The following is a 21,217-nucleotide window of genomic DNA, read 5'->3' on the forward strand; positions in this document are numbered from 1 at the left end:
GGGTCGCCGCGGGCGCGGCCGGGGGGGGGGGGCGGCGGGGGGGGGGGGGGGGCCCCCCCCCGGGCGCCCCCCCCCCCCCCGAGCCCGGTCAGCCGTTGAGGATGGCCTCGATGTCGGTGTCGAGCTTCTCGGCGACGGCCTTGACGTCCTCGCCCTGGGCGATCCGCACGAGCGAGTCCTGGATGATCAGGCTCGACTCGACCTCGGCCCAGTTCGGCGAGGTCGGGACCCCCTTCGAGTTCGCGAGCGCCTCGGCCTGCGCCTGGGCGACCGGGGTGTCCGGCAGCGACGCGGCCGAGTCCAGCAGCGCCGGGGTCAGGCCGCCCTCGGCCATGAGGTCCTGGTATCCCGAGGACAGCATGATCTTCACGACCTCCTTCGCCATCGCCTGGTTCTCCGACAGCGCGGCGACGCCGATGTTCGAGCCGCCGGCGAAGATCGGGGCGGTCTCGCCCTCGGTCGCGCCGGGCAGCGGGAAGGCGCCGAGGTCCTTGCCGTAGGTGTCGGGGCATCCCGGGTTCTCGGCGTCGGCCTCGGCCAGGATCGACCACTGCATCCACGCGGGGGCGGAGAGGAAGGCGACCTCGCCGGCGCAGAACGGCACGTGGGCGTCGGTCTCGTTGCCGTCCTTGGGGGCGTTGGTCGCCTCGGCGTAGACCTTCTGCAGCAGCTCGAGCCCCTGCAGCGACTCGTCGCTCGAGAACTGCGCGTCCCAGGTGTCGCCGTCCTGCACGGCGATCTCCCCGCCGTACGTCCAGATGTACGGGAGCATGTTGTACCAGTCGCGGCCGGGCGCGTAGATGCCGCTCACGGTGTCGGTGCGCATCTCGATGCCCGCGTCGACGTACTCCTCGAGCGTCGCCGGCAGGCTGTCGCCGTCGACGATCTCGGGCGAGTAGAACACGACGCGACCGCCGGCGTAGTACGGGGCCGCGTAGAAGGCTCCGTCGTACGTCCCGGCTTCCTCGAGGCCCGGGTTCAGGTCGCCGAGGTCGCCGCGGATGTCGCTGAGGTCCGAGAACAGGCCCTGGTCGATGAAGCCGATGGCCTGCGTGTTGCCGACCTCGACGACGTCGGGGGTGTCGTTCGACTGCAGCGCGGCGACGTACGTCTCCGACACGTCGGCCCAGGTCTTCTCCTCGAGACGCAGGGTCCAGCCCTCGTTCTCCGACTCGAAGGTCTCCTTGAGGTAGTCGCGCGCGGTGTCGGGGGTGTCGGTGCCGACGACCCAGACCGTGACCTCGCCGGTCTCGGCGGCGGGTGCGTCGCCGTCGTCCGAGCCGCCCGCGCAGCCCGCCAGCACGAGCGAGCCGACGCCCAGCAGGCCGATGCCGGCCAGCGCCTTCTTTCCTGTTCCTGTGTTCATGTGATGCGTCCTTCGGATGGGGTGGTGGGGTGGGTGGTGCGTTCCGTGCACCGGGGCTTCTTCGCCCCGTGGGGGCTCGTCTACGAGACCCCGAGCTCTCCGTCGAGGATCAGCACGACCGCGCCTCGCAGCACGACGTCGTCTCCCTGAGCGGACATCCGCACCTGCACGTCGTCATGGAGGAACGTGCGGGCGCGAAGCGTGTCGACGGCGGACTGCCGGAGCGTGCCGTCGAGGTGGTCTGCGGGGCCGGAGAGGACGATCTCCGACAGGTCGAGGGCGCCCACGATCGGGGCGATCGCGATGGCGAGCCGGGCGCCCGCGTCGCGCAGCACGGCGTCGCGGTCGGCGCCCTCCGAGATCCGGTCCTCGAGCGACCGGATCGAGAGCCACGACTCGAGGCAGCCGTCCTTGCCGCACACGCATCGGGGTCCGCCGTCGGTGCCGACGGTGACGTGCCCGATCTCGCCGGCGGCGTCCCTGCTGCCCCGTGTGAGCTCGCCGCGCGTCAGCACTCCTGCGCCGACGCCGCGGCCGACCTTGACGACCAGGACGTCGCCGCTCGCCCCGCCGAGGGTGTGCTCGGCGAGGGCCGCGACGTTGGCGTCGTTCGCGACGTGCACGGGCACGCCGAGGCGGTCGCGCAGGTCCTGCTGCAGCGGCAGGTCGGACCAGCCGAGGTTGGGCGAGGAGAGCACGACGCCGTCGCGCGAGATCACCCCGGGCGCTCCGACGCCGACGCCGAGCACCCGCCCCGTCGCCTCGCCGAGCGTGCGGGCCGACAGCGTCCGCACGGCGTCGAGCGACGCCTCTGCCTCGCCGTCGGCGGGACGCGGCACCGAGGTGCGGGCGACCACGGTGCCGGCGAGGTCGATCACCGCGCCGCGGTACTCGCGGCTGTCGGAGAGGTCGATGGCGACGACCTGCAGGCCGAGCCGGTCGATGTCGACGAGGATGGCGGGCTTGCCGGGGCCGCTCCCCTGTCGGATGCCCTGCTCGACCACGAGCCCGTCGGCGATCAGATCGCCGGCCAGGTCGGAGGTGGTCACGCGGGTGAGTCCGGTCTCGCGGGCGAGGTCGGCGCGGCTCATCGCACCGTCGTGGAACAGCGTGGCGAGGACGAGCGAACGGTTGTGGGCACGGGCGTGCTCCGGGAGCACCTTGAGCCTGCCGCGCTGATTCATGTTTGTAAGTCCTACTTACGAATCGATGTCGCCGCAACGGCTCGGGCGATTTAGGAAGGGAAGTTTACAAACTCGTTACACGCAGATCCGGCACGCCTGGATACCGTGCCGTCATGACCTTCCCCCTCGTCCCCTGGCCGACGTCCGTCGTTCTGCTCGAGTCCGCGGGCGCCCCCGCCGACGCCCCCGTGGAGGTCGTCACCGAGCAGGGACACGGCGAGGAGGGCTACGCCCTGCGCATCGAGGCGGGCGCCGTCGTCATCCGCGCCTCCTCACCCGCCGGCGTCTTCTACGCGCGCCAGACCCTCGCGCAGCTCGCCGGCCCGGACGAGCTCCCCGCGGTCGACATCCGCGACAGACCCCGCTTCGCCCACCGCGGCATGATGCTCGACGTGGCGAGGCACTTCCACCCCGTCTCCACCGTCGAGGCCGTCATCGACCGAGCCGCGTCGCTCAAGCTCAACGTCCTGCACCTGCACCTCACCGACGACCACGGCTGGCGGCTCGAGCTGCGATCCCACCCGGAGCTCGCGCAGAGCGCGTCGGGCACCTCCGTCGGGGGCGACCCCGGCGGGCACTACTCCATCGACGACTACATGCACATCGTGGAATACGCTGCCGCGCGCCACATGACGGTGGTGCCCGAGTTCGACCTCCCCGGCCACACCCACGCGATCGGACTGAGCCATCCCGAGCTGCTGGCCGAGCCGGTGATCACCGACCACATCCGCGAGATCACCGAGACGTACGGCGGCGGCGGACTGCCCGAGCAGGGGGTCCCCTACACCGCGCTGGCGGTGGGATTCTCGTCCTTCCAGGCGGACGCCGAGGGGCTCGAGACCTTCCTGCGGGAAGTCCTCGGCGAGATCGCGGCGCTCACCCCCGGCCCGTACCTGCACATCGGTGGAGACGAGGCCCTCGGCACCGACCCCGCCGACTACCGCCGTATGGTCGAGCTCGCCACGCGCATCGTCGCCGAGGCGGACAAGACGCCCGTCACCTGGCACGAGGCGGGCGTCGCCGACCTGCCTCCCGGCACGGTGGGCCAGTACTGGGGGTTCCGCCGCCCCTCCCTGGAAGGCGGCGAGGAGGGCGGCGAGGACGCGCGCCGAGCACGGTCGTTCGCGGAACGCGGGGGGCGCGTCGTCCTGTCCCCGGCCGACGCCGTCTACCTCGACATGAAGCACGAAGCCGACTCGCGACTCGGGCTCGTCTGGGCGGACGGCCCGACGAGCCTCGCCCGTTCGTACGACTGGGATCCCGCGACCGTCGTTCCCGGCCTCGCCGAGGAGGCGATCCTCGGCGTCGAGGCGTGCATGTGGACGGAGACGATCCGCACGCCGGCCGACGTCGACGAGATGATGTTCCCCCGCGTCGCCTCGGCGGCCGAGGCCGCCTGGTCCGAGCGGGCCGGCTCGCCCGAGCGCACCTGGGAGTCGTTCCGGGAGCGCGTCGCCGGGCTCGGCGACCGCTGGGAGGCGGCGGGCATCGGCTTCCACCGCTCCGCCGGGGTGGACTGGCGCTGACCCGGCCCGCCCTTACCGCCCTTACCGTCGGGCAGCGCGGCGCTCAGGCGGCGCCGGGCGGATGCCCAGCGCATCGTAGCCACTTCGTAACCGATCCGCCTCCTGACATGCGCTTGGCGGCCGTAGCCTAAGTTGACGACATCTGTGCCGAACCGGCGTTCCGAGCCATCAGGGGGTAAGCGTGACGGATCTGGAGACCAGACCCGAGCAGGCGTCCGGCGACGGCGGAGACGATCGGGCCGCCGCCGAGGCGGGTGCGGTGCAGTGGGCGCAGGCCGACCCGCCGAAGAAGCGACGCCTCGGCCTGTGGCTGGGTCTCGGCATCCCGACCGGGCTCGTCGCAGCGGCGGCCGTCGTGGCCTCGCTCGTGCTGATCGCCCCCGGCGTCACCGCCGCCGCCACGCCGGTCGGCCTGATGACGCAGGGCATGGCGGCCGAGACCATCTCGCAGCGCCTGGCCACCACCGAGTTCACGATCGGCGACGCCACCGTCACCGGTGAGCAGCTGGGCCTGTCCGTCGACGCGCAGGCCGCTGCGGCGGACGCCTTCGAGACGTATCCCGCCTGGAACCTCGGCGGCTGGGGCCAGGGAGAGGTCAGCGCTCCCGTGTCCGTCGACGCGGAGAAGGCGGCCGAGGCCCTGCGCGAAGCGCTGCCGTCGCTCTACACCGACTCCGTCAACGCCAAGGTCGTGTTCGACGACGAGAGCGGGCGGTTCACCGTCGAGGCCGCCGAGCCCGGGCAGGGCGTCGACGTCGAGGCGCTGGCCGCCGGCATCACCGACGCCCTCGCGAAGGGTGAGACGACCGTCGAGCCCCAGCAGACCGAGGTCAAGGCCGCCGCGACGACCGAGGAGGCGGAGGCCTTCGCCGCCGGCCTCAACGACCAGGCCGACGCCGCCGGGTTCTACCTCGAGGACAAGCGGGCGAGCGAGCTCTCGCTGAAGGACGTCCAGTCGTGGATGGACATCGAGGCCGACCCCGCGTCGGGCGACTTCGTGGTGACGGCCGACAAGGGCGCCATCGAGGAGGCCATCAAGGACCTCCCCGAGAAGGTGAACCAGGACGTCCGGAACGAGCAGGTCGTGACCAACTCGAAGGGCGACCACCTGCGCGTCATCCAGGAGGGCCAGGACGGCTTCGGCATCGCCTCGACCGACGGCGTCGCCGACCGGGTCGCGGAGACGCTCAGCAGCGGCGACCTGGAGTTCACGCTCGAGGGCGAGGTCGTGCCGTACGAGAGCGAGGAGCTGTTCCGTCGCGCCGAGGTCGACAAGAGCGCGGGCATGACCTACATGTACGAGAACGAGAAGCTCGTCGCCTCGTACCCGATCGCGCTCGGCACCGGCGGGGTTCGCGACGGCATCGACACCGAGACGCACACGGGCCACTTCACCGTGTACGCGCAGCTCACCTCGCAGAACATGGGCTCCTGCAACCCCGACGGGACGGTCAAGGAGGGCGGCAAGTTCGGGTACTGCACCGCGAACGTGCCGTTCGTGACGTACTTCAACGGCGACCAGGGCTTCCACGGCACCTACTGGCACAACAACTTCGGCGCCGGGGCGCGCATGAGCCACGGCTGCGTCAACATGACACAGGCCGCCGCGGAGCACATGTACTACTTCGCGCAGACCGGCACCGAGGTCTGGGTGCACGACTGAGCAGGCGCCCGGAATCCTGGTGCGCACGCATCGGGGAGCGGTTAGCCTGACCGTATGACGCTGAACCTGGTCGAGCTCTCGGCCGCGACGATCGTCGCGGTGAACACGCTGTCGCTGAAGCCCGGCCAGGAGCAGTTCCTCGCGCCCGTCTCCTACGGCATCGCCGCCACCGTCGTCGACCCGGCGACCTCGTGGCAGCGTGTCGCCGTGGACGGCGACGACGGCACCGACGTGGTCGGCTTCGTCAGCGCCAGCTTCGACGCCGAGGCCCTCGACGAGAACTTCCGCTCGATCCTGCTGCGCATCAACGTCGACGCGGACGACCAGGGGCGCGGCATCGGCCGCTTCATGGTGCAGGGTCTGGTGGACGAGGTGCGCCGCCGGGGCCACAGCCACCTGACCGTGATCTACGAGGCGGGAGACGACGGCCCCGAGGCCTTCTTCCACCGTGTCGGCTTCACACCCGTGGGCGAGACGGAGTACGGTGAGGTAGTCGCCGAGATCCGCGTCTAGAGGAGATCGAGCGCAGGGGAGACACTCGCTTCGACATGACTCGTCGGCGCCGTCAACGTCGTCTGCGCTGAGAACATGCCGGCGGCGGGGTCTCGAATCCCCCTCCCCCATCGAGACCCCGTCGCCATCCCCCTCTTCCCGCTCAGCCCGATCGATGCGCAGGGCCGGTGCCGTGCGTCAGACCAGCGATTCCCTCCACGCGGCGTGCAGCTGCGCGAACTTGCCGGTGCCGGCGATCAGCGCATCCGGCGTGCCGTCCTCGATGACGCGCCCGTGCTCCATCACGAGCACCCGGTCGGCGATCGCGACGGTGGACAGCCTGTGCGCGATGATGATCGCCGTGCGGTCGGCGAGCAGCGTCTGCAGCGCGTCCTGGATCATCCGCTCCGAGGGGATGTCGAGCGACGCCGTCGCCTCGTCGAGGATCAGCACGGCCGGGTCGGCGAGGAACGCCCGCGCGAACGAGATCAGCTGACGCTGACCCGCCGACACGCGCCCGCCGCGCTTGTTGACGTCGGAGTGGTAGCCGTCGGGCAGCGACCGGATGAACGGGTCGGCGCCCACGGCGACGGCGGCCGCGACGATCTCGTCGAACGTCGCGTCCGGACGCCCGAGCGCGATGTTGTCGGCCACCGTGCCGCTGAACAGGTAGGCCTCCTGGGTGACCATGACGATCGCGCGGCGCAGGTCTCGCGGGTGCAGCTCGCGCAGGTCGACGCCGTCGAGCGTGACCGCGCCCTCGCTGGGGTCGTAGAACCGGGAGACGAGCTTGGCGAGCGTCGACTTGCCCGCGCCGGTGGTGCCGACGAGCGCCACGGTCTGGCCCGCCGGGATGTCGAGGGTGAACTCCGGCAGGATGGTGCGGCCGGTGCCGTACGCGAAGGTCACCTCGTCGAAGCGCACGTGGCCACGTGCGCCGGAGAGGACGACGGGCCGCGCCGGGTCGGGAACGGTGGGCTCCTCCTCGAGCACGCCCGACACCTTCTCGAGCGCCGCGGCGGCCGCCTGGAACGAGTTCAGGAACATGGCCACCTCCTGCAGCGGAGTGAAGAAGTTGCGCACGTACAGCACGGCCGACAGCAGGAAGCCGATCGAGAACTCGCCCCACGTGATCCGCATCCCGCCCCACAGCACGACCAGACCGATCGAGAAGGCCGAGATCGCCATCAGGCCCGGCTCGAACGTGCCGAACAGCCGGATCGAGCGCATGTTGACGTCGCGGTACTCCATGGACAGTCCGCTGAACTCGGTGTCGTTGCGAGGCTCGGTGCGGAACGCCTTGCCCGCCCGGATGCCGGTCATCGTCTCGACGAACTTCACGATCACCTTCGCGCTGATCACGCGGGAGACGCGGTAGGTGCGCTGCGATGCGCGGTAGAACCAGCGCATCAGCAGGGCGAGCGGCACGGCGGCGACCACCAGGACGAGCCCCGACTGCCAGTCGACGATCACGAGCGCGATGAAGGTGAAGACGCCGTAGAGAGCGCCGTGGACGAGCTGGTTGAGGCCCCCGTTGAGCAGCTCGCGGATCGTGTCGAGATCGCTCGTCTGGCGCGAGATGATGCGGCCGGACGTGTAGGTCTCGTGGAACTCCAGGCTGAGGATCTGCGTGTGTCGGAACACCCGGGTGCGCAGGTCGAGCAGCACGTTCTGCGTGACGCGCGCGGCGAGCACGTCGTACCAGGCCAGCAGCGCGGCGCCGCCGACGGCGGTCACGACGTAGGCGCCGCCCACGAGCCAGGCCGGCCCCCAGTCGGCGCGCTGCGTGACCGCGGGGAGCGCGGTGTTCAGGCCGAGCCCCAGCAGCGCGGGGCCCAGCACCCGCACCGCGGTCTGGGCGACCACCACGATCGCGACGAGCGTCACCTGCCGCTTGAGGGGAGCGAGCAGCGACACCAGCAGGCGCAGCGAGCGCCGCCGGATCGCGCGGTTCTCGTCGCGCGTGTAGTCGGACCGGTCCTCGCCCGCGGTTCCCTGGACGGTGCTCACTTCGGCTCCTCGGCTCGGTCGTCGCCGCCCGGCGCCGGGTCCGGCTCGGCGATGCGTGACGGCAGCGGCGTCCCGCCCGCGCCGGCGTCGGTGATGACGTCCAGCTCGGAGGTTGGGTTCGGGTCGTTGCGGCGGGCCTTCTCCTCGGCGGCGTCCCGCTCGAAGCTGGAGATCACCGATCGATAGTGGGACGACGCCGACATCAGCTCGGAGTGCGTGCCGACGGCCGTGATGCGGCCTCCCTCGAGCAGGGCGACGCGATCGGCGAGCGCCACGGTCGACGGCCGGTGCGCGACGATCAGCGCGGTGGTGGCCCCGAGCACGCGACGCAGGCCCGCCTGCACCCGCTCCTCGGTGTCCACGTCGAGCGCCGACAGCGGGTCGTCCATCACGAGCACAGCCGGGCGCGCGGCGACGGCGCGGGCGAGGGCGAGCCGCTGGCGCTGACCGCCCGACAGCGACATGCCCTCCTCGCCGATCATCGTCTCGGCGCCGTCGGGCAGTTCGTCGACGAACGCGGCCTGCGCGACCGAGAGGGCCTCGCGCAGCACCCGCTCCCCCTCTTCCGATCGGGCGTCGAGGTCGTCCCTGCCGAGCAGCACGTTGTCGCGCACGGACGCCGAGAAGAGCGTGGCGTCCTCGAACGCGGTGGCGATGATCCGCCGCAGGTCGACCAGGCGCAGCTCGCGCACGTCGACGCCGTCGATCGTGACGCGGCCGCCCGTGACGTCGTAGAGCCGCGTGGGGAGCGTCGTCAGGGTGGTCTTGCCCGAGCCCGTCAGCCCGACCAGCGCCATGGTCTCACCGGGGCGGACCTCGAGGTCGATGCCGTCGAGCAGGTCGGGCTCGAGCGCCCCCGCGTCCTGGTAGCGGAAGTGCGTGCCCTCGAACGCCAGGGCGCCCTCGGGATGTTCGATCCGCACCGGCTCGTCGGGGTCGGTGATCGTGTTCTCGGCGTCGAACACCTCGAAGATGCGGTCGGTCGCGGTGCGGGCGTCGAGCATGAACGAGAAGAGGAAGCCGATGGACTCGATCGGCCACCGCAGGATGGTCGCCATCGCGAAGTAGGCCACCAGCTGGTTCAGCTCGATCTGTCCGATCGAGGCGAGCCAGATGCCCATCAGCAGCGACACCGCGAACGCGAGCTCGGGCATCATCACGAGCCAGAAGTCGACCCGCGCGATCGCTCCCGCCTTGCGCATCTCCGTATCGCGCAGCGTCTCGGCCTGGCGCGTGAAGCGGCGCAGCGCGTGCGGCCCGCGCCCGAACGCCTTGAGCACGCGGATGCCGTGCACGCTCTCCTCGACGCTCGTCGCGAGGTCTCCCTGCTGGTCCTGGCTGAGCCGGGTGAGCGTGCCGTAGTCGCGCTCGAAGAGGAACCCCTGGATCCACAGCGGGACGCCCGACACGACGAAGACGATCGCGAGCGCCCAGTGCCACTGGAACAGCAGCACGGCGCCGATCACGACGGTGAGGATGTTGACGACCAGCAGGATCAGGCCGAACGCCATCCAGCGGCGGATGAGGCTGATGTCCTGCATCATGCGGCTGAGCAGCTGCCCCGACTGCCAGCGGTCGTGGAACGCGACCGGCAGGTGCTGCAGACGCTGGTAGAACGTGCGGCGGATGTCGTACTCGACGAGGGTCGCGGGGCCGAGCACGAGCCAGCGCCGGAGGTACACCATGAGCGCCTCGAGCAGCCCGAGCACGAGCACGGCGACGGCGCCCCACACGACCGCCACGGTCTCGCCCGAGGCGATCGGCCCGCCGATCACCCACTCCAGCGCGATCGGGATCATCAGCGCGATGATCGCGGCCGCGAGGGCGGTCAGCGCACCCAGGCCGAGCCGCGGCAGCACCGGCCGCGCGAACTCGAGCAGGCGCAGCAACGCCCGCACCGTGGAGAGTCGGGGCGTGGCGGGGCGCGGGGAAGAGCTGGTCATGATCCTCAGGGGGAAGTGGGAGACGCGCGCCGCGGCGGCGGCGCGCCCACGGCCCGAGACCGCAGACGTGGGGACGCGAGCCTTTCAGCCTATTCCCGTCGCGGCGCCCGCCGCAACGCTCGCCGAGGCCTGCCCCACTGAGTGGCGGAGGATCCGGGCACGGCGAGGACGGCTGCGGCGCCGGCTCCCTCAGACGACGCCGGCCTCGCGATCGAGCAGCGCGCGCTTGACGTCCAGCCCCCAGGCGAACCCGCCGAGCGATCCATCGCCGCGCAGCACACGGTGGCAGGGGACGAACAGGGCCGGCGCGTTGCGCGCGCAGATCGAGGCGGCGGCACGCACGGCGCTCGGCGCTCCAAGAGCCCGCGCGAACTCCGCGTAGCTGAGCGGGGATCCGGGGGCGATGCGGCGCAGCGCCGCCCACCCTCCGGCCTGCAGCGCGGTGCCGTGCTGGCGCACGGGCACCGAGTCGATCGCCGCCAGGTCGCCGGCGTAGTAGGCGCGAACCGCGTCGCTCGCGGCGACGGCGCCCTCGCGCACGTCGACCGGGCGCAGCCGGGGGTGGATGCGGCCGAGCATGGTGTCGGCGTCGGCCGACCAGCCGGAGGCGAGCACCGCTCCGTCCGTGTCGGCGACGAGGGTGAAGGCCCCGTCCGGGGTGTCGATGGTGTCGAGGATCGCGGTCATGTCAGTCTCCTGATCGGCGGGGGTCGGTGGGTCGGGCGGCCGCCACGGGCCCCGCCACGGCGGGCCCGGCGGCGAGTCGCCACAGGTGCATGGACAGGTACGAGCGCCACGGGGCCGCGCGCGCGGCCCACTCGGCCAGACCACGCGGGTCGGACGGGATGCCCGCCCGTGCCGCGCCGGCCCGCAGCGCCACGTCGCCCGTGAGCACGACGTCCGGGTCGCCGATGACACGCATGCGCACGTAGTCGGCGGTCCATGGGCCGATGCCGGGCATGGCCAGCAGCGCGGCGCGCTGGTCGGCCGCGTCGTCCCCGGTCGTCAACAGCAGCTCTCCCGAGGCGAGCGCTGCGGCGGCGCCGGTGATGGCGCGGATGCGGGCAGCGGGCCCCCGCAGCACGTCCCCGCCCTGCTCGGCGATCGCGGCCATCGTGGGGAACAGCACGCGCTCCTCCCCCGCGAGGACGACGCGCTCACCGAGCGCGTCCGTGAGGCGCGTGAGATGCGTGCGGGCGGCCGACACGGAGATCTGCTGCCCGACCATGGCGCGGATGAGCAGCTCGTGCGGGTCCGCGGTCCCGGGCAGCCGGATCCCGGGGTTCTCCGCGACGTGCGTCGACAGCTCGGGGTGGGCGCCGAGCGCCTCGTCGATCGCCAGCGGGTCGGCGTCGAGGTCGAACAGCCGCCGCGCTCGTGTCACGAGCGGCGAGAGGTCGGCGAGGCTCTGCAGGCTGGCCTCGAGCCGCAACCGCCCCTCGGCGTGGGTCAGTCGGAACCAGGCCGCGCCGCGCGGCAGCCGCAGCGTCCGGGCGAACGAGACCCGGTCACCCGACTCGACGCCTGCGAGGGCGCGGACGCCCATCCACGCGAACAGCCCGGCCGGGTCGAACGGCTCGCGATACGGCAGCGCGAGGTCGATGCCCGCGGGCGTGCGTTCCGCGTCGCCGGCGCGGCGTCGTGCGCGCAGCTCGGTGGGCGTCAGCCCGAACACCTCTCGGACGGTGTCGTTGAACTGTCGCACGCTCGCGAACCCCGCCGAGAATGCGACGTCCGCCGCCGGCAGGTCGGTTCCGACCAGCAGCAGCCTGGCGGTGTGGGCGCGGTGCGCGCGGGCGAGGGCGAGGGGCCCCGCACCGAGCTCGGCGGCCAGCAGCCGCGTGAGGTGCCGTGGCGAGTAGCCCAGCCGCGTGGACAAGCCCGGGACCCCCTCGCGCTCGACGACGCCGTCGGCGATCAGCCGCATGGCGCGCGCCGCGACATCGCCCCGGAGGTTCCAGTCCGGCGAACCCGGCGCCGCCTCGGGCAGGCATCTCTTGCACGCGCGGTACCCCGCCTCGTGCGCGGCCGCGCTCGTGGGGTAGAACGTGACGTTCGCCTGCTTAGGCGTGCGCGCCGGGCACGAGGGCCGGCAGTAGATGCCCGTCGACCTCACGGCGGTGACGAACTGCCCGTCGAACCGGGAGTCGCGCGAGGAGATGGCGCGATACCGCTCGTCGAAGGTCATGCTCGGTGACATGCGTCCAGCCTGACACGTGAGGAGAGCTTGGGCTGGCGGTTTTCGGACACGGCAGTGCCGGGGTGCGGCGCCGGCCCGGAACGCGCCCGTCGCCACGCTCGCCCGCCGCGCCCGGGTTGCGGCCGCGCGCGCTCCGTGTGATGCTGGTGGCCGTTTCACCGATGGAAACGTTTCCACGAAGGAGTGCCATGGCCACGATCAAGGATGTCGCGGCGCGCGCCGGCGTCTCGCTCGCCACGGCGTCCCGCGTGCTCTCGGGCAGCTCGCAGACGTCCGAGGACTCCCGGGGACGGGTGCTGTCGGCGGCCGCCGCGCTCGGCTACGTCGCCCACGGCCCGGCGCGCTCGCTGAGGCGCTCGCGCACGGACGTGCTGGGCCTGCTCGTCTCGGACATCCGCAGCCCGTTCTTCTCGGAGCTCGCGCACGCCGCCGAGGAGGAGGCGCGGCACCACGGGTACACCGTGCTGCTCGCCAACGCGAACGAGGACACGGATCAGGCGGAGGCCGTGCTCTCCGCCTTCGCCTCGCAGCGCATCGACGGACTCCTGCTCTCGCCGCAGGGCCCGGTCAGCCCTCGGCTCAGCGCGCTCGTCTCGTCCGGCCTCCCGATCGTGCTGCTCAACCGCACGGTCGAGGGCCTGTCCGCGCCGATGTACGGCACGGACAACGCGGGCGGCGTCCGCCATGTCCTCGAGTGGCTGCAGCGTCGCGGGCACCGGGACGTCGCCTACGTCGGCGGCCCCGAGACCATGTCCACGGGCGCCGAGCGTCGGACCGCCTACCTCGACGGGCGCGCGGCGCACGGCATCACCACCGACGACGCGTTCGTCGACGCCGGAGACTTCCTCGCCGAGGGCGCGGCCGAGGCGATGCTGCGCATCCTCGACCGCGGCGTGCGCCCCACGGCGGTGTTCGGAGCGAACGGACGCACCACCCTCGGCGCGATCCGCGCCCTGCGCGAGCGGCTCGGGGCGGAGGCCGCCCGCCGCATCGAGATCGTCTCCTTCGACGACCTCGAGTGGTTCGAGTTCGTCTCGCCGCCCATCAGCGCGGTGCGCAACGACGCGGCCGCCATCGGCACGGCCGGCGTGCGGGGCCTGCTCGACCTCATCGGCGGGCGCGAGGCGTCCTCCGAGCGCGTGGCGACCTCGTTCGTCGACCGCGCCGGCGAAGCGCCGGCGCGGATCGGAGCGTCGGCACGATGAGCGCCCAGGTCCTCGTGGTCGGCAGCATCAACGCCGACGACGCCGTGCGCCTCGCCCGCTTCCCCGGGCCCGGCGAGACGGTGAGCGCTCGCACGCTGACGACCGCGCTGGGCGGGAAGGGCGCGAACCAGGCCGTCGCCGCGGCCCGGGCCGGCGCGGACGTCCGGCTGGTGGGCGCCGTCGGGGCAGACGACGGCGCTCCCCTGATCGCGGCCCTCGACGCCGACGGCATCGACACGGCGGCGGTCGCACGGCTCGACGGCGTCCCGTCCGGCCGCGCCATCGTCCTCATCGACGACGACGCCGAGAACTCGATCGTGGTGGTGCCCGGGGCCAACGCGGGCATCCCGCAGGAGACGGTGCGCACCGCCTGCGCCGCGCTGCGACCCGGGGACGCCCTGCTGCTGCAGCACGAGGTGCCGATCGCCGTCTCGCGCCTCGCCGCCGAGCTGGCGTCGAACGCGGGAGCGACCGTGGTCTGGAACGCCGCGCCGGCGCCGACGAGCGTGGACGAGCTCGTCGGCCACGTCGATCTGCTGCTGGTGAACGAGCACGAGCTCGCAGCGATCGCCGACCTGCTCGGGGTCGCCGCCGAGGGCACGACGGAGCGCATCGCCGGCGTCGTCGACGCGACCGGAGCCGGCGTCGTGTGCACGCTCGGCGCGGACGGGGCGGCCTACCGCATCGGCGACGAGCACGGGGTCGCGCCGGCGCGATCCGTCGAGGCCGTCGACACCACAGCCGCCGGAGACACCTTCGCGGGCTATCTGGCCGCGCTGACCGGGCTCCCCCTCGCCGACCGCATGCGGCGAGCACTGGATGCCGCGTCCCTCGCCGTCACGAGGCCCGGGGCGGCGCCCTCGATCCCCGCGCGCGGAGAGGTCGAGGGCCTCGCCGCGCGTCCGCTCGACACAGACCCCCTCGACACAGAGGCCCCCGACACAGAGAGAGAACACCCATGAGAGTCGCCCTCGGCGCCGACCACGCCGGCCACCCGCTGAAGGACGTCGTCCGCCGGGCGATCGAGTCCCTGGGCCACGAGGTCCTGGACCGCGGGACCCACGACACGCAGCCCGTCGACTTCCCCGACATCACGCAGGCCACCTGCGAGCCCGTCCTGAGCGGCGACGCGGACCGGGCGATCCTCGTCTGCGGCACCGGTCAGGGCGCCGTCATGGCGGCGAACAAGCTGCCCGGCATCCGCTGCGGCCTGGCCCACGAGCCCTACTCGGCGCACCAGGCCGTCGAGCACGACGACGCGAACGTCGTCGCGATGGGTGCCTGGCTGGTGCCGCACGCGCTGATCCCCGACATCGTCCGCGAGTTCCTGGACGCCCGTTTCGACGACGACGAGGACACCCGGCGCCGGGTCGGCAAGCTCAACGCCCTGGACGCGCTCACCGCGTAGTCCCTCCCTCCCCTCACCGCGGTCGGCCGCGCCCGGTCGCGCCGCCCTCGCGTGAGCCCTCACCCCGATCGAAGGAGATCCACCGTGTCATCCATCGCCCCCGCGCCGCGCCGAAGCGTGCTCGGCTCGAAGGACCGCCTAAAGACCGCACTGGCCGCCGGCGTCGGCACCAGCGTCGAGAACTACGACTTCGTCGCCTACGGCACCGCCGCCGCGCTCTACTTCGGTGCGGTCTTCTTCCCGAGCGACGACCGCCTGACCGGCACCCTCCTCGCCTTCGGCACCCTCGCCGTCGGTTTCGTCATGCGCCCGGTGGGAGGCGCCGTCGGCGGATACCTCGGCGATCGGTTCGGCCGCAAGCCGGTGCTCGTCGGGGCGATGATCGTCATGGGCGCGGCGACCTTCGCGATCGGCCTCATGCCCACGTACGCCCAGATCGGCGTCGCCGCGCCGATCCTCCTCACCCTCATCCGCATGGTGCAGGGGCTCGCCTTCGGCGCGGAATGGGGCGGGGCCATCACGATGGCGTACGAGCACGCCCCGTGGCACCGTCGCGGGATGTTCGCCGCGATCCCGCAGGCGGGCAACCCGCTCGGCATCGCACTGGCCAGCGCGATGTTCGCCTGGAGCGCCACGCTGGAGGGCGACTGGCAGTGGCGCACTCCCTTCCTCTTCAGCTCCGTGCTCGTCATCGTCGCGCTCATCGTGCGGTCGCGGCTCAGCGAGTCTCCCGAGTTCCGCGAGGCCCAGGCGAAGGGGACGGTCGAGAAGAACCCCTTCGTCGCCACCCTCCGGGACGACTGGCGGGGCATCCTGCGGGTGATCGCGCTGCGCATCGTCGAGTCGTTCGCCTACTACTCGACCGCCACCTACCTGCTCAACTACGTCACCGAGCTGGATCCCGACCTCCGGCCCGTGGCGCTCGGCGCCATCACGGGAGCGAGCATCGTGGCGATCGGGATGACCTTCTTCGCGGGCGCCATCACCGACCGCATCGGCCGGCGACCGCTCTACATCGGCGCGTGCATCGCCGCCCTGGCCTTCGCCTTCCCGATGTACCTCCTGACGAACACGATGGAGCCCGCGCTCGTGATCGCGGTGTTCATCATCGGCATCGGCGTCATCCACGCGACCCTCACGGGCACCCAGGGCTCGCTGCTCACCGAGCAGTTCCGGACGCAGACGCGCACCTCCGGCGCGTCGCTCGGGTACCAGCTGGCGGCGTCCCTCGGCGGCTTCGCTCCGCTGCTCGCCGCCGCGATCGTCGGCGCGATGGGCTGGCCGGGCGCCGCGCTGCTCTACATGCTCGCCGCCGGCATCGGCCTGGCGGGCATCCTTCTCACGAAGGAGACCTGGACCCGCGCGGAGCGCGAGCGCGTGGCGGCGCTGGTGGCGGCGGAACGCGCCGCCTCCTGACGACCTGACGAGAGGGCCGGGATGCAGCGCATCCCGGCCCGCGCGGCCTCCCCGGGGGCCGGGCGGGGGAGTACTGGCGCGCGGCCGTGAAGTACATGGTCACGCCGCGCTCACGGGCGAGGGCGATCGTCTCCTCGTCGCGCACCGATCCGCCGGGCTGGATGATCACCTTGATGCCGGCGTTCATCAACACCTCGGGGCCGTCCGAGAACGGGAAGAACGCGTCGGACGCCGCGACGGATCCCGCCGCGCGGTCCCCCGCACGCTCCACGGCCAGACGGCACGAGTCGACGCGGTTGACCTGGCCCATCCCGACGCCGACCGTCGCACCGCCGCGGGCGAGCACGATCGCGTTGGACTTGACCGCGCGGCACGACTTCCACGCGAACACGAGCTCCTGCACCGAGATGTCCTCCGGCTGCTCGCCGGCGACAAGCTGCCAGCCCTCGGCGACCGACTCGTAGTCGTCCTCCGGGAAGCGGTCGGCGTCCTGCAGCAGCAGACCGCCCGAGACCAGGCGGACGTCCATCCGCTCCTGCTGCCAGTCGGTGGGCAGCTTCAGCAGGCGCAGGTTCTTCTTCTCGGCGAACACCTCGAGCGCGGCGGGCTCGAAGTCGGGCGCCACGATCACCTCGGTGAAGATGTCGCGCAGGTTCTCGGCCATCTTCAGCGTCACCGGCCTGTTCGCGGCGATCACGCCGCCGAAGGCGGACACCGGGTCGCACTCGTGGGCGCGCAGATGGGCGCTGGCGATCGGGTCGAGCGCGTTGGCGGCCGCGACCGCGATGCCGCACGGATTGGCGTGCTTGATGATCGCGACGGCCGGCAGCACCATGTCGTAGGCGGCGCGCAGCGCGGCGTCCGCGTCGACGTAGTTGTTGTACGACATCTCCTTGCCCTGCAGCTGGGTCGCCTGGGCGATGCCGTGACCGCCGACGCGGGAGTAGATCGCCGCGCGCTGGTGGGAGTTCTCGCCGTAGCGCAGGTTCGCCAGCTTCTCGGCCTGGATCGTGAGGTGGTCGGGCAGGTCGACCTCGCCGGCGATGGTCTCCTCCGCGAACCACTGCGCGACCGCGGTGTCGTACGCGGACGTGTGCGCGAACGCGCGGGCGGCCAGCTCGCGGCGCTGCACGAGCGACGTGCCGCCGTCGGCGACCGCCTGGATGATCGAGGGGTACGACTCGGGCGAGACGACGATGGCGACGTTCGCGAAGTTCTTCGCGGATGCGCGGACCATCGCGGGGCCGCCGATGTCGATCTGCTCGACCACGTCGTCGCCCTCGGCGCCGGAGCGCACGGTCTCGACGAACGGGTACAGGTTCACGACCACGAGCTCGAACGGAGCGATGTCGAACTCGCCCAGCTGCGTCTCGTGGTGCTCGAGGCGCAGGTCGGCCAGCAGCCCGCCGTGCACGTTCGGGTGCAGCGTCTTGACGCGGCCGTCGAGCATCTCGGGGAAGCCGGTGACCGTGGCGACGTCGGTCACCTCGTGGCCGGCGTCGCGGATCGTCGCGGCGGTCGACCCGGTCGAGACGATCTCGACGCCGGCGCCCACGAGCGCCTCCGCGAGGGAGAGGAGGCCGCTCTTGTCGCTGACGGACACCAGGGCGCGACGGATCGGCACCACATCGCGGTCGCGGTACAGCGAGGGGTCGTGGCGGGGGCCGGCCATGGGGTGCTCCTTCGGTGAGGCGATCGATCCGTCTTCGGATCGGTGGGGTCAGGGATGTGCGCCGCCCGCGAGCGGGAGCTCGTCGGCGGCGATACGGCGGACGACGTCGATCAGCAGGCGCCGCTCGACGGGTTTGATGCGCTCGTGGAGGGTGTCCTCGGTGTCTCCGGGCAGCACAGGGACGCGCTCCTGCGCCAGGATGGGACCGGTGTCGACGCCGTCGTCGACGACGATGACGCTCGCGCCGGTCTGCGCCGCCCCGGCGGCGAGCGCGTCGCGCACGCCGTGGGCGCCGGGGAACTCCGGCAGGTAGGCCGGGTGGGTGTTGACGATGCGCGGCGCCCAGCGCGCGACGAGGGCGGGCGGCAGCAGACGCATCAGGCCGCTCAGCACGATGAGGTCGGGCTGGACGGCGTCGAGCCGCCGCCCGAGCTCCTCCCCCCAGGCCTCGCGCGTGGGGTGGTCGCGATAGCCCACGACGAACGACGGCACGCCGAACGCCTCGGCATGGGCGAGCCCGGACGCGTCGCGGTCGGCGCCGACCGCGACGATGCGCGCGGGGTAGGCGGGGTCGTCCGCCGCCTCGAGGAGGGCACGGAGATTCGAGCCCGTGCCCGAGATGAGGACGGCGACCGACAGCACCTGGTCAGTCTAGCGAGACGCCCGTCTCGCGCTGTGCCGAGCCTCCCGGCCGCCGGGCCCCGCCCCGCGGAGCACGGGTGTCATCGCCCCGCGGAGCGGGGGTGTCCGCCTCCGCCTCCGCGTCGTCGCCGCCCTCGTCGTCCTCGTCGTCGCCCTCGCCGCGTCCCGGGGCGAAGCGGTCGAGCCGCATCTCGTACCCGCGCGGCGCGAGCAGCAGGATCCCGGCACCGACGAGCACCTCGATCCCGACCGCCAGCGCGAGCGAGCCGGGCTCGGGGCCGGTGACGGCGAGGCGCTCGGGCCCGATGGACCCGGAGGTCAGCAGGGCGATCAGCGCGGCGCCGGCGCCGGCCAGCACCGCGATGCCCACCGCGAGCAGGGCCCGCGGCACGGGCGGCTCGCTCGCCGCGCCGCTGGCCTGCATCTCCGCGCGGTACGCGGTGCGCACGCCCCAGCCGGCGATCGCGCCCGCCACGACCGGCGCGAGCACCGCGAGCAGCAGCAGCGGCGACCCGTGCTCGGGGATCAGCCCCAGGGCGGGCACGCCGGGCAGCACGCCCAGCTGCGTGCCGACGGGGGTGACGCCGGTGCCGGCGCCGATCGCGAAGCCCGGGCCGGCGATCCACGCCACGGCCCAGCCGATGAGGGTCGGCAGGTACGCGAGCTGGCCGATCGTCAGGAGGATCGCGCCGAGCAGATCGACCTGGGTCGCCTCGTACAGCGCGATCACGCTGCCGCCCCGCAGCGGCACGATCGCCGCGATGGTCAGCGCCGCGAAGCCGACGATCCCGACGACGGCCATCGTGGCGCCGCGCATCATCAGCGCCGGCAGCACGCGCCAGACCCGGGGCAGCCGGTCGACGGCGTCGTGGACGCGGTCGACAGGGCCCTCGTCGCCCTCGATCCATGCACCGGTCACCGCGCCGATCAGCATCGGCACCGTGTAGACGAGCGTCGGCATCAGGATGGCGAGCCAGGGGTCCGCGACGGCGACCGGGTTCCCCGCGGTCAGCTGCACCACGCTCGCGGCGACGACCGTGGTGACGGCGCCGGTGGCGACCCCGGTGAGCCAGCGCCCCGAGCCGACGGCGCGGCGGCCGGAGCGCCCGGCGAACAGCGCCACGAGCACCGTGAAGGCGAGCGGGGCCAGCGAGAGCGCGAACGATCCGCCCTGCTCCGGAAGGCCCGCCTCGACCAACAGGTCGGGATCGAGCGTGAGCGCGAGGGGCACGAGGTTGCCGAGCTGCCAGATACGGGCCGTCGCGGGCCACAGCGCGCTCCAGTCGGCGACCCCGCCGAACGTGAACACCCACAGCAGCAGCAGTGGCACGAGCACCGCGGCGAGCCCCACGATCGCCGCCACTGCGGCGTCCAGGGCGGCGAGGAGGGCGACGAGCAGGCGATGCATGACGCATCGACTCTACGTGTCGGCGGGCGCCGTGCCCGGGCGGCGCTCCGCCGCGGGTCGCGTCCGCCCTCCAGGCGACCGGCCGGCCGCGCGCCGGGCGGGGGGCGCTCAGTCCTCGGCGGGCTCCAGCACGAACACGGCGATCTTCCGATCGGTCCTCTTCTGGTACTCGGCGTAGTCGGGCCACGCCGCGACGGCGCGCTCCACCAGGCGTCGTACTCGGCGCCGTCGACCTCGCGGGCGACGTAGTCGCGCTTGTCCGCACCGTCCCGCAGCTCGACGGCGGGCGTCCTCCTGAGGTTGAAGTACCACTGCGGCGGGGTCGGCGCTCCGCCCTTCGAGGCGACGACGGCATAGCTGCCCTCGTGCTCGACGCGCATCAGCGCCGTCTTCCGCAGCCCGCCGGTCCGGGCTCCGACGGTGGTCAGGACGATGACGGGGCGGCCCCGCAGATCGGCGGCCTCCGCGCCGTTCGTGGCCTCGTAGGTCTCGGCCTGCATGCGGGCCCACTCGGCGGTCGACGGCAGGTACTCCCCGTTCAGCGGCATGCCCCCAGGCTATTGCCGATCCGACCCCCTCGGCCCCTTCCGGGAAGAGCCGGCGCGACCTAGGGTGACCGCATGTCGTCGTACAGGATCACGCCCTTCCGCCGCTGGGTGGACCGGATCATGGCCGCGCTCGGACGCCGCGGCGTGGCGCCCGGGGGCGTCTCGGCGCTCACGGTCGCGGGCCGCCGCAGCGGCGAGCCGCGCACCGTGCCGGTCACGCCCGTCGAGGTCGGCGGCCGTCGCTACCTCGTCGCCCCGTACGGGCCGGTGGAGTGGGTGCGGAACCTCCGGGCGGCGGGCGAGGCCACGCTGCAGCGCGGCGCGCAGGCGGAGCGGATCCGGGTCACCGAGCTCGACGCCGACGCCGCCGCCCCCGTGCTCAAGCACTACGTGCAGCGGATCGCGATCGTGCGCCCCCACGTCGCCGCCGCCCCGGACGCCGACGTGAGCGAGTTCGCGGCGATCGCGTCGCACCATCCGGTGTTCCTGGTCGCCGCCGCCCGGTGAGACGACGAGGCCCCGCCCGCAGAGCGG

The 21,217-nt window shown here is 72.8% G+C and carries 16 protein-coding genes and 2 pseudogenes; 8 read left to right on the forward strand and 10 right to left on the reverse strand.

Going from position 1 to position 21,217, the window contains the following annotated elements; all coding sequences use genetic code 11:
- Positions 1 to 88 precede the first annotated feature (88 nt).
- Both K5S26_RS12370 and K5S26_RS12375 read right to left on the reverse strand, forming a co-directional pair.
- A complete protein-coding gene (locus K5S26_RS12370) occupies positions 89 to 1,366 on the reverse strand; it encodes an extracellular solute-binding protein (RefSeq protein WP_221858604.1) in 1,278 nt (425 codons plus the stop codon).
- Between the two features lie 80 nt (positions 1,367 to 1,446).
- A complete protein-coding gene (locus K5S26_RS12375) occupies positions 1,447 to 2,550 on the reverse strand; it encodes an ROK family transcriptional regulator (protein WP_221858607.1) in 1,104 nt (367 codons plus the stop codon).
- A 113-nt stretch (positions 2,551 to 2,663) separates the two neighbouring features.
- On the opposite strand from K5S26_RS12375, the gene K5S26_RS12380 reads away from it, so the two are divergent.
- From K5S26_RS12380 to K5S26_RS12390, 3 genes are all read left to right on the forward strand, one after another.
- A complete protein-coding gene (locus K5S26_RS12380; protein WP_221858609.1) occupies positions 2,664 to 4,076 on the forward strand; it encodes a beta-N-acetylhexosaminidase in 1,413 nt (470 codons plus the stop codon).
- Between the two features lie 181 nt (positions 4,077 to 4,257).
- On the forward strand, positions 4,258 to 5,739 hold the full coding sequence (locus tag K5S26_RS12385) for a L,D-transpeptidase family protein (protein WP_221858610.1): 1,482 nt from the start codon (positions 4,258 to 4,260) through the stop codon (positions 5,737 to 5,739).
- A gap of 54 nt (positions 5,740 to 5,793) precedes the next feature.
- On the forward strand, positions 5,794 to 6,252 hold the full coding sequence (locus K5S26_RS12390; RefSeq protein WP_221858612.1) for a GNAT family N-acetyltransferase: 459 nt from the start codon (positions 5,794 to 5,796) through the stop codon (positions 6,250 to 6,252).
- Positions 6,253 to 6,429: 177 nt separating this feature from the next.
- On the opposite strand, the gene K5S26_RS12395 is transcribed toward K5S26_RS12390, so the two are convergent.
- The 4 genes from K5S26_RS12395 to K5S26_RS12410 form a co-directional block, all read right to left on the reverse strand.
- The gene (locus K5S26_RS12395) at positions 6,430 to 8,241 is read right to left on the reverse strand and encodes an ABC transporter ATP-binding protein (RefSeq protein WP_221858614.1); all 1,812 of its coding nucleotides are present in this window, start codon (positions 8,239 to 8,241) and stop codon (positions 6,430 to 6,432) included.
- Positions 8,238 to 10,184, reverse strand: coding sequence for an ABC transporter ATP-binding protein (locus tag K5S26_RS12400; protein ID WP_221858616.1), 1,947 nt, complete (start codon positions 10,182 to 10,184; stop codon positions 8,238 to 8,240). Before K5S26_RS12400 ends, K5S26_RS12395 begins: the two co-directional genes overlap by 4 nt.
- Before the next feature lie 189 nt (positions 10,185 to 10,373).
- Positions 10,374 to 10,871 (reverse strand): methylated-DNA--[protein]-cysteine S-methyltransferase, encoded by a 498-nt coding sequence (locus K5S26_RS12405; RefSeq protein WP_221858618.1) that lies wholly within the window; start codon positions 10,869 to 10,871, stop codon positions 10,374 to 10,376.
- A 1-nt stretch (position 10,872) separates the two neighbouring features.
- Positions 10,873 to 12,384: an AlkA N-terminal domain-containing protein gene (locus K5S26_RS12410; RefSeq protein ID WP_221858620.1), complete on the reverse strand. Its 1,512-nt coding sequence runs from the start codon at positions 12,382 to 12,384 to the stop codon at positions 10,873 to 10,875.
- Positions 12,385 to 12,572: 188 nt separating this feature from the next.
- Here K5S26_RS12410 and K5S26_RS12415 point away from each other — a divergent pair, with 188 nt between their 5' ends.
- The 4 genes from K5S26_RS12415 (at position 12,573) to K5S26_RS12430 (ending at position 16,413) form a co-directional block, all read left to right on the forward strand.
- Positions 12,573 to 13,589 (forward strand): LacI family DNA-binding transcriptional regulator, encoded by a 1,017-nt coding sequence (locus tag K5S26_RS12415; protein WP_221858623.1) that lies wholly within the window; start codon positions 12,573 to 12,575, stop codon positions 13,587 to 13,589.
- Complete coding sequence (locus K5S26_RS12420) at positions 13,586 to 14,551, forward strand: ribokinase (protein ID WP_221858625.1); 966 nt, start codon at positions 13,586 to 13,588, stop codon at positions 14,549 to 14,551. The genes K5S26_RS12415 and K5S26_RS12420 overlap by 4 nt, the downstream gene beginning before the upstream one ends.
- Positions 14,548 to 14,997, forward strand: a complete 450-nt coding sequence (locus tag K5S26_RS12425) for an RpiB/LacA/LacB family sugar-phosphate isomerase (RefSeq protein WP_221858627.1) — start codon at positions 14,548 to 14,550, stop codon at positions 14,995 to 14,997. The genes K5S26_RS12420 and K5S26_RS12425 overlap by 4 nt, the downstream gene beginning before the upstream one ends.
- 84 nt (positions 14,998 to 15,081) lie before the next feature.
- Positions 15,082 to 16,413: an MFS transporter gene (locus K5S26_RS12430; protein ID WP_221858629.1), complete on the forward strand. Its 1,332-nt coding sequence runs from the start codon at positions 15,082 to 15,084 to the stop codon at positions 16,411 to 16,413.
- 70 nt (positions 16,414 to 16,483) lie between these two features.
- Here K5S26_RS12430 and purH read toward each other — a convergent pair.
- From purH to K5S26_RS12450, 4 genes and pseudogenes are all read right to left on the reverse strand, one after another.
- Positions 16,484 to 18,085: pseudogene (gene purH / locus K5S26_RS12435) on the reverse strand (bifunctional phosphoribosylaminoimidazolecarboxamide formyltransferase/IMP cyclohydrolase); the annotation flags it as partial.
- A 48-nt stretch (positions 18,086 to 18,133) separates the two neighbouring features.
- A complete protein-coding gene (gene purN, locus K5S26_RS12440) occupies positions 18,134 to 18,727 on the reverse strand; it encodes a phosphoribosylglycinamide formyltransferase (protein ID WP_221858633.1) in 594 nt (197 codons plus the stop codon).
- A gap of 4 nt (positions 18,728 to 18,731) precedes the next feature.
- The gene (locus tag K5S26_RS12445; protein ID WP_221858635.1) at positions 18,732 to 20,135 is read right to left on the reverse strand and encodes a cell division protein PerM; all 1,404 of its coding nucleotides are present in this window, start codon (positions 20,133 to 20,135) and stop codon (positions 18,732 to 18,734) included.
- Between the two features lie 108 nt (positions 20,136 to 20,243).
- Positions 20,244 to 20,683, reverse strand: a pseudogene (locus K5S26_RS12450) (nitroreductase family deazaflavin-dependent oxidoreductase).
- 72 nt (positions 20,684 to 20,755) lie between these two features.
- On the opposite strand from K5S26_RS12450, the gene K5S26_RS12455 reads away from it, so the two are divergent.
- Positions 20,756 to 21,190 carry a nitroreductase family deazaflavin-dependent oxidoreductase gene (locus tag K5S26_RS12455; RefSeq protein ID WP_221858637.1) on the forward strand — a complete coding sequence of 145 codons (435 nt, stop codon included), beginning with the start codon at positions 20,756 to 20,758 and terminating at the stop codon, positions 21,188 to 21,190.
- Positions 21,191 to 21,217 lie beyond the last annotated feature (27 nt).

The sequence above is a fragment of the Microbacterium marinilacus genome (genome assembly GCF_019753765.1).
GTDB lineage: Bacteria > Actinomycetota > Actinomycetes > Actinomycetales > Microbacteriaceae > Microbacterium > Microbacterium marinilacus.

What these genes read in the sequence shown, in the direction of transcription:
- K5S26_RS12370 (WP_221858604.1), bottom strand. Translation starts at nt 1,366, where the DNA reads ATGAACACAGGAACAGGAAAGAAGGCGCTGGCCGGCATCGGCCTGCTG.
- K5S26_RS12375 (WP_221858607.1), bottom strand. Translation starts at nt 2,550, where the DNA reads ATGAATCAGCGCGGCAGGCTCAAGGTGCTCCCGGAGCACGCCCGTGCC.
- K5S26_RS12380 (WP_221858609.1), top strand. Translation starts at nt 2,664, where the DNA reads ATGACCTTCCCCCTCGTCCCCTGGCCGACGTCCGTCGTTCTGCTCGAG.
- K5S26_RS12390 (WP_221858612.1), top strand. Translation starts at nt 5,794, where the DNA reads ATGACGCTGAACCTGGTCGAGCTCTCGGCCGCGACGATCGTCGCGGTG.
- K5S26_RS12400 (WP_221858616.1), bottom strand. Translation starts at nt 10,184, where the DNA reads ATGACCAGCTCTTCCCCGCGCCCCGCCACGCCCCGACTCTCCACGGTG.
- K5S26_RS12405 (WP_221858618.1), bottom strand. Translation starts at nt 10,871, where the DNA reads ATGACCGCGATCCTCGACACCATCGACACCCCGGACGGGGCCTTCACC.
- K5S26_RS12410 (WP_221858620.1), bottom strand. Translation starts at nt 12,384, where the DNA reads ATGTCACCGAGCATGACCTTCGACGAGCGGTATCGCGCCATCTCCTCG.
- K5S26_RS12415 (WP_221858623.1), top strand. Translation starts at nt 12,573, where the DNA reads ATGGCCACGATCAAGGATGTCGCGGCGCGCGCCGGCGTCTCGCTCGCC.
- K5S26_RS12420 (WP_221858625.1), top strand. Translation starts at nt 13,586, where the DNA reads ATGAGCGCCCAGGTCCTCGTGGTCGGCAGCATCAACGCCGACGACGCC.
- K5S26_RS12425 (WP_221858627.1), top strand. Translation starts at nt 14,548, where the DNA reads ATGAGAGTCGCCCTCGGCGCCGACCACGCCGGCCACCCGCTGAAGGAC.
- K5S26_RS12445 (WP_221858635.1), bottom strand. Translation starts at nt 20,135, where the DNA reads ATGCATCGCCTGCTCGTCGCCCTCCTCGCCGCCCTGGACGCCGCAGTG.
- K5S26_RS12455 (WP_221858637.1), top strand. Translation starts at nt 20,756, where the DNA reads ATGTCGTCGTACAGGATCACGCCCTTCCGCCGCTGGGTGGACCGGATC.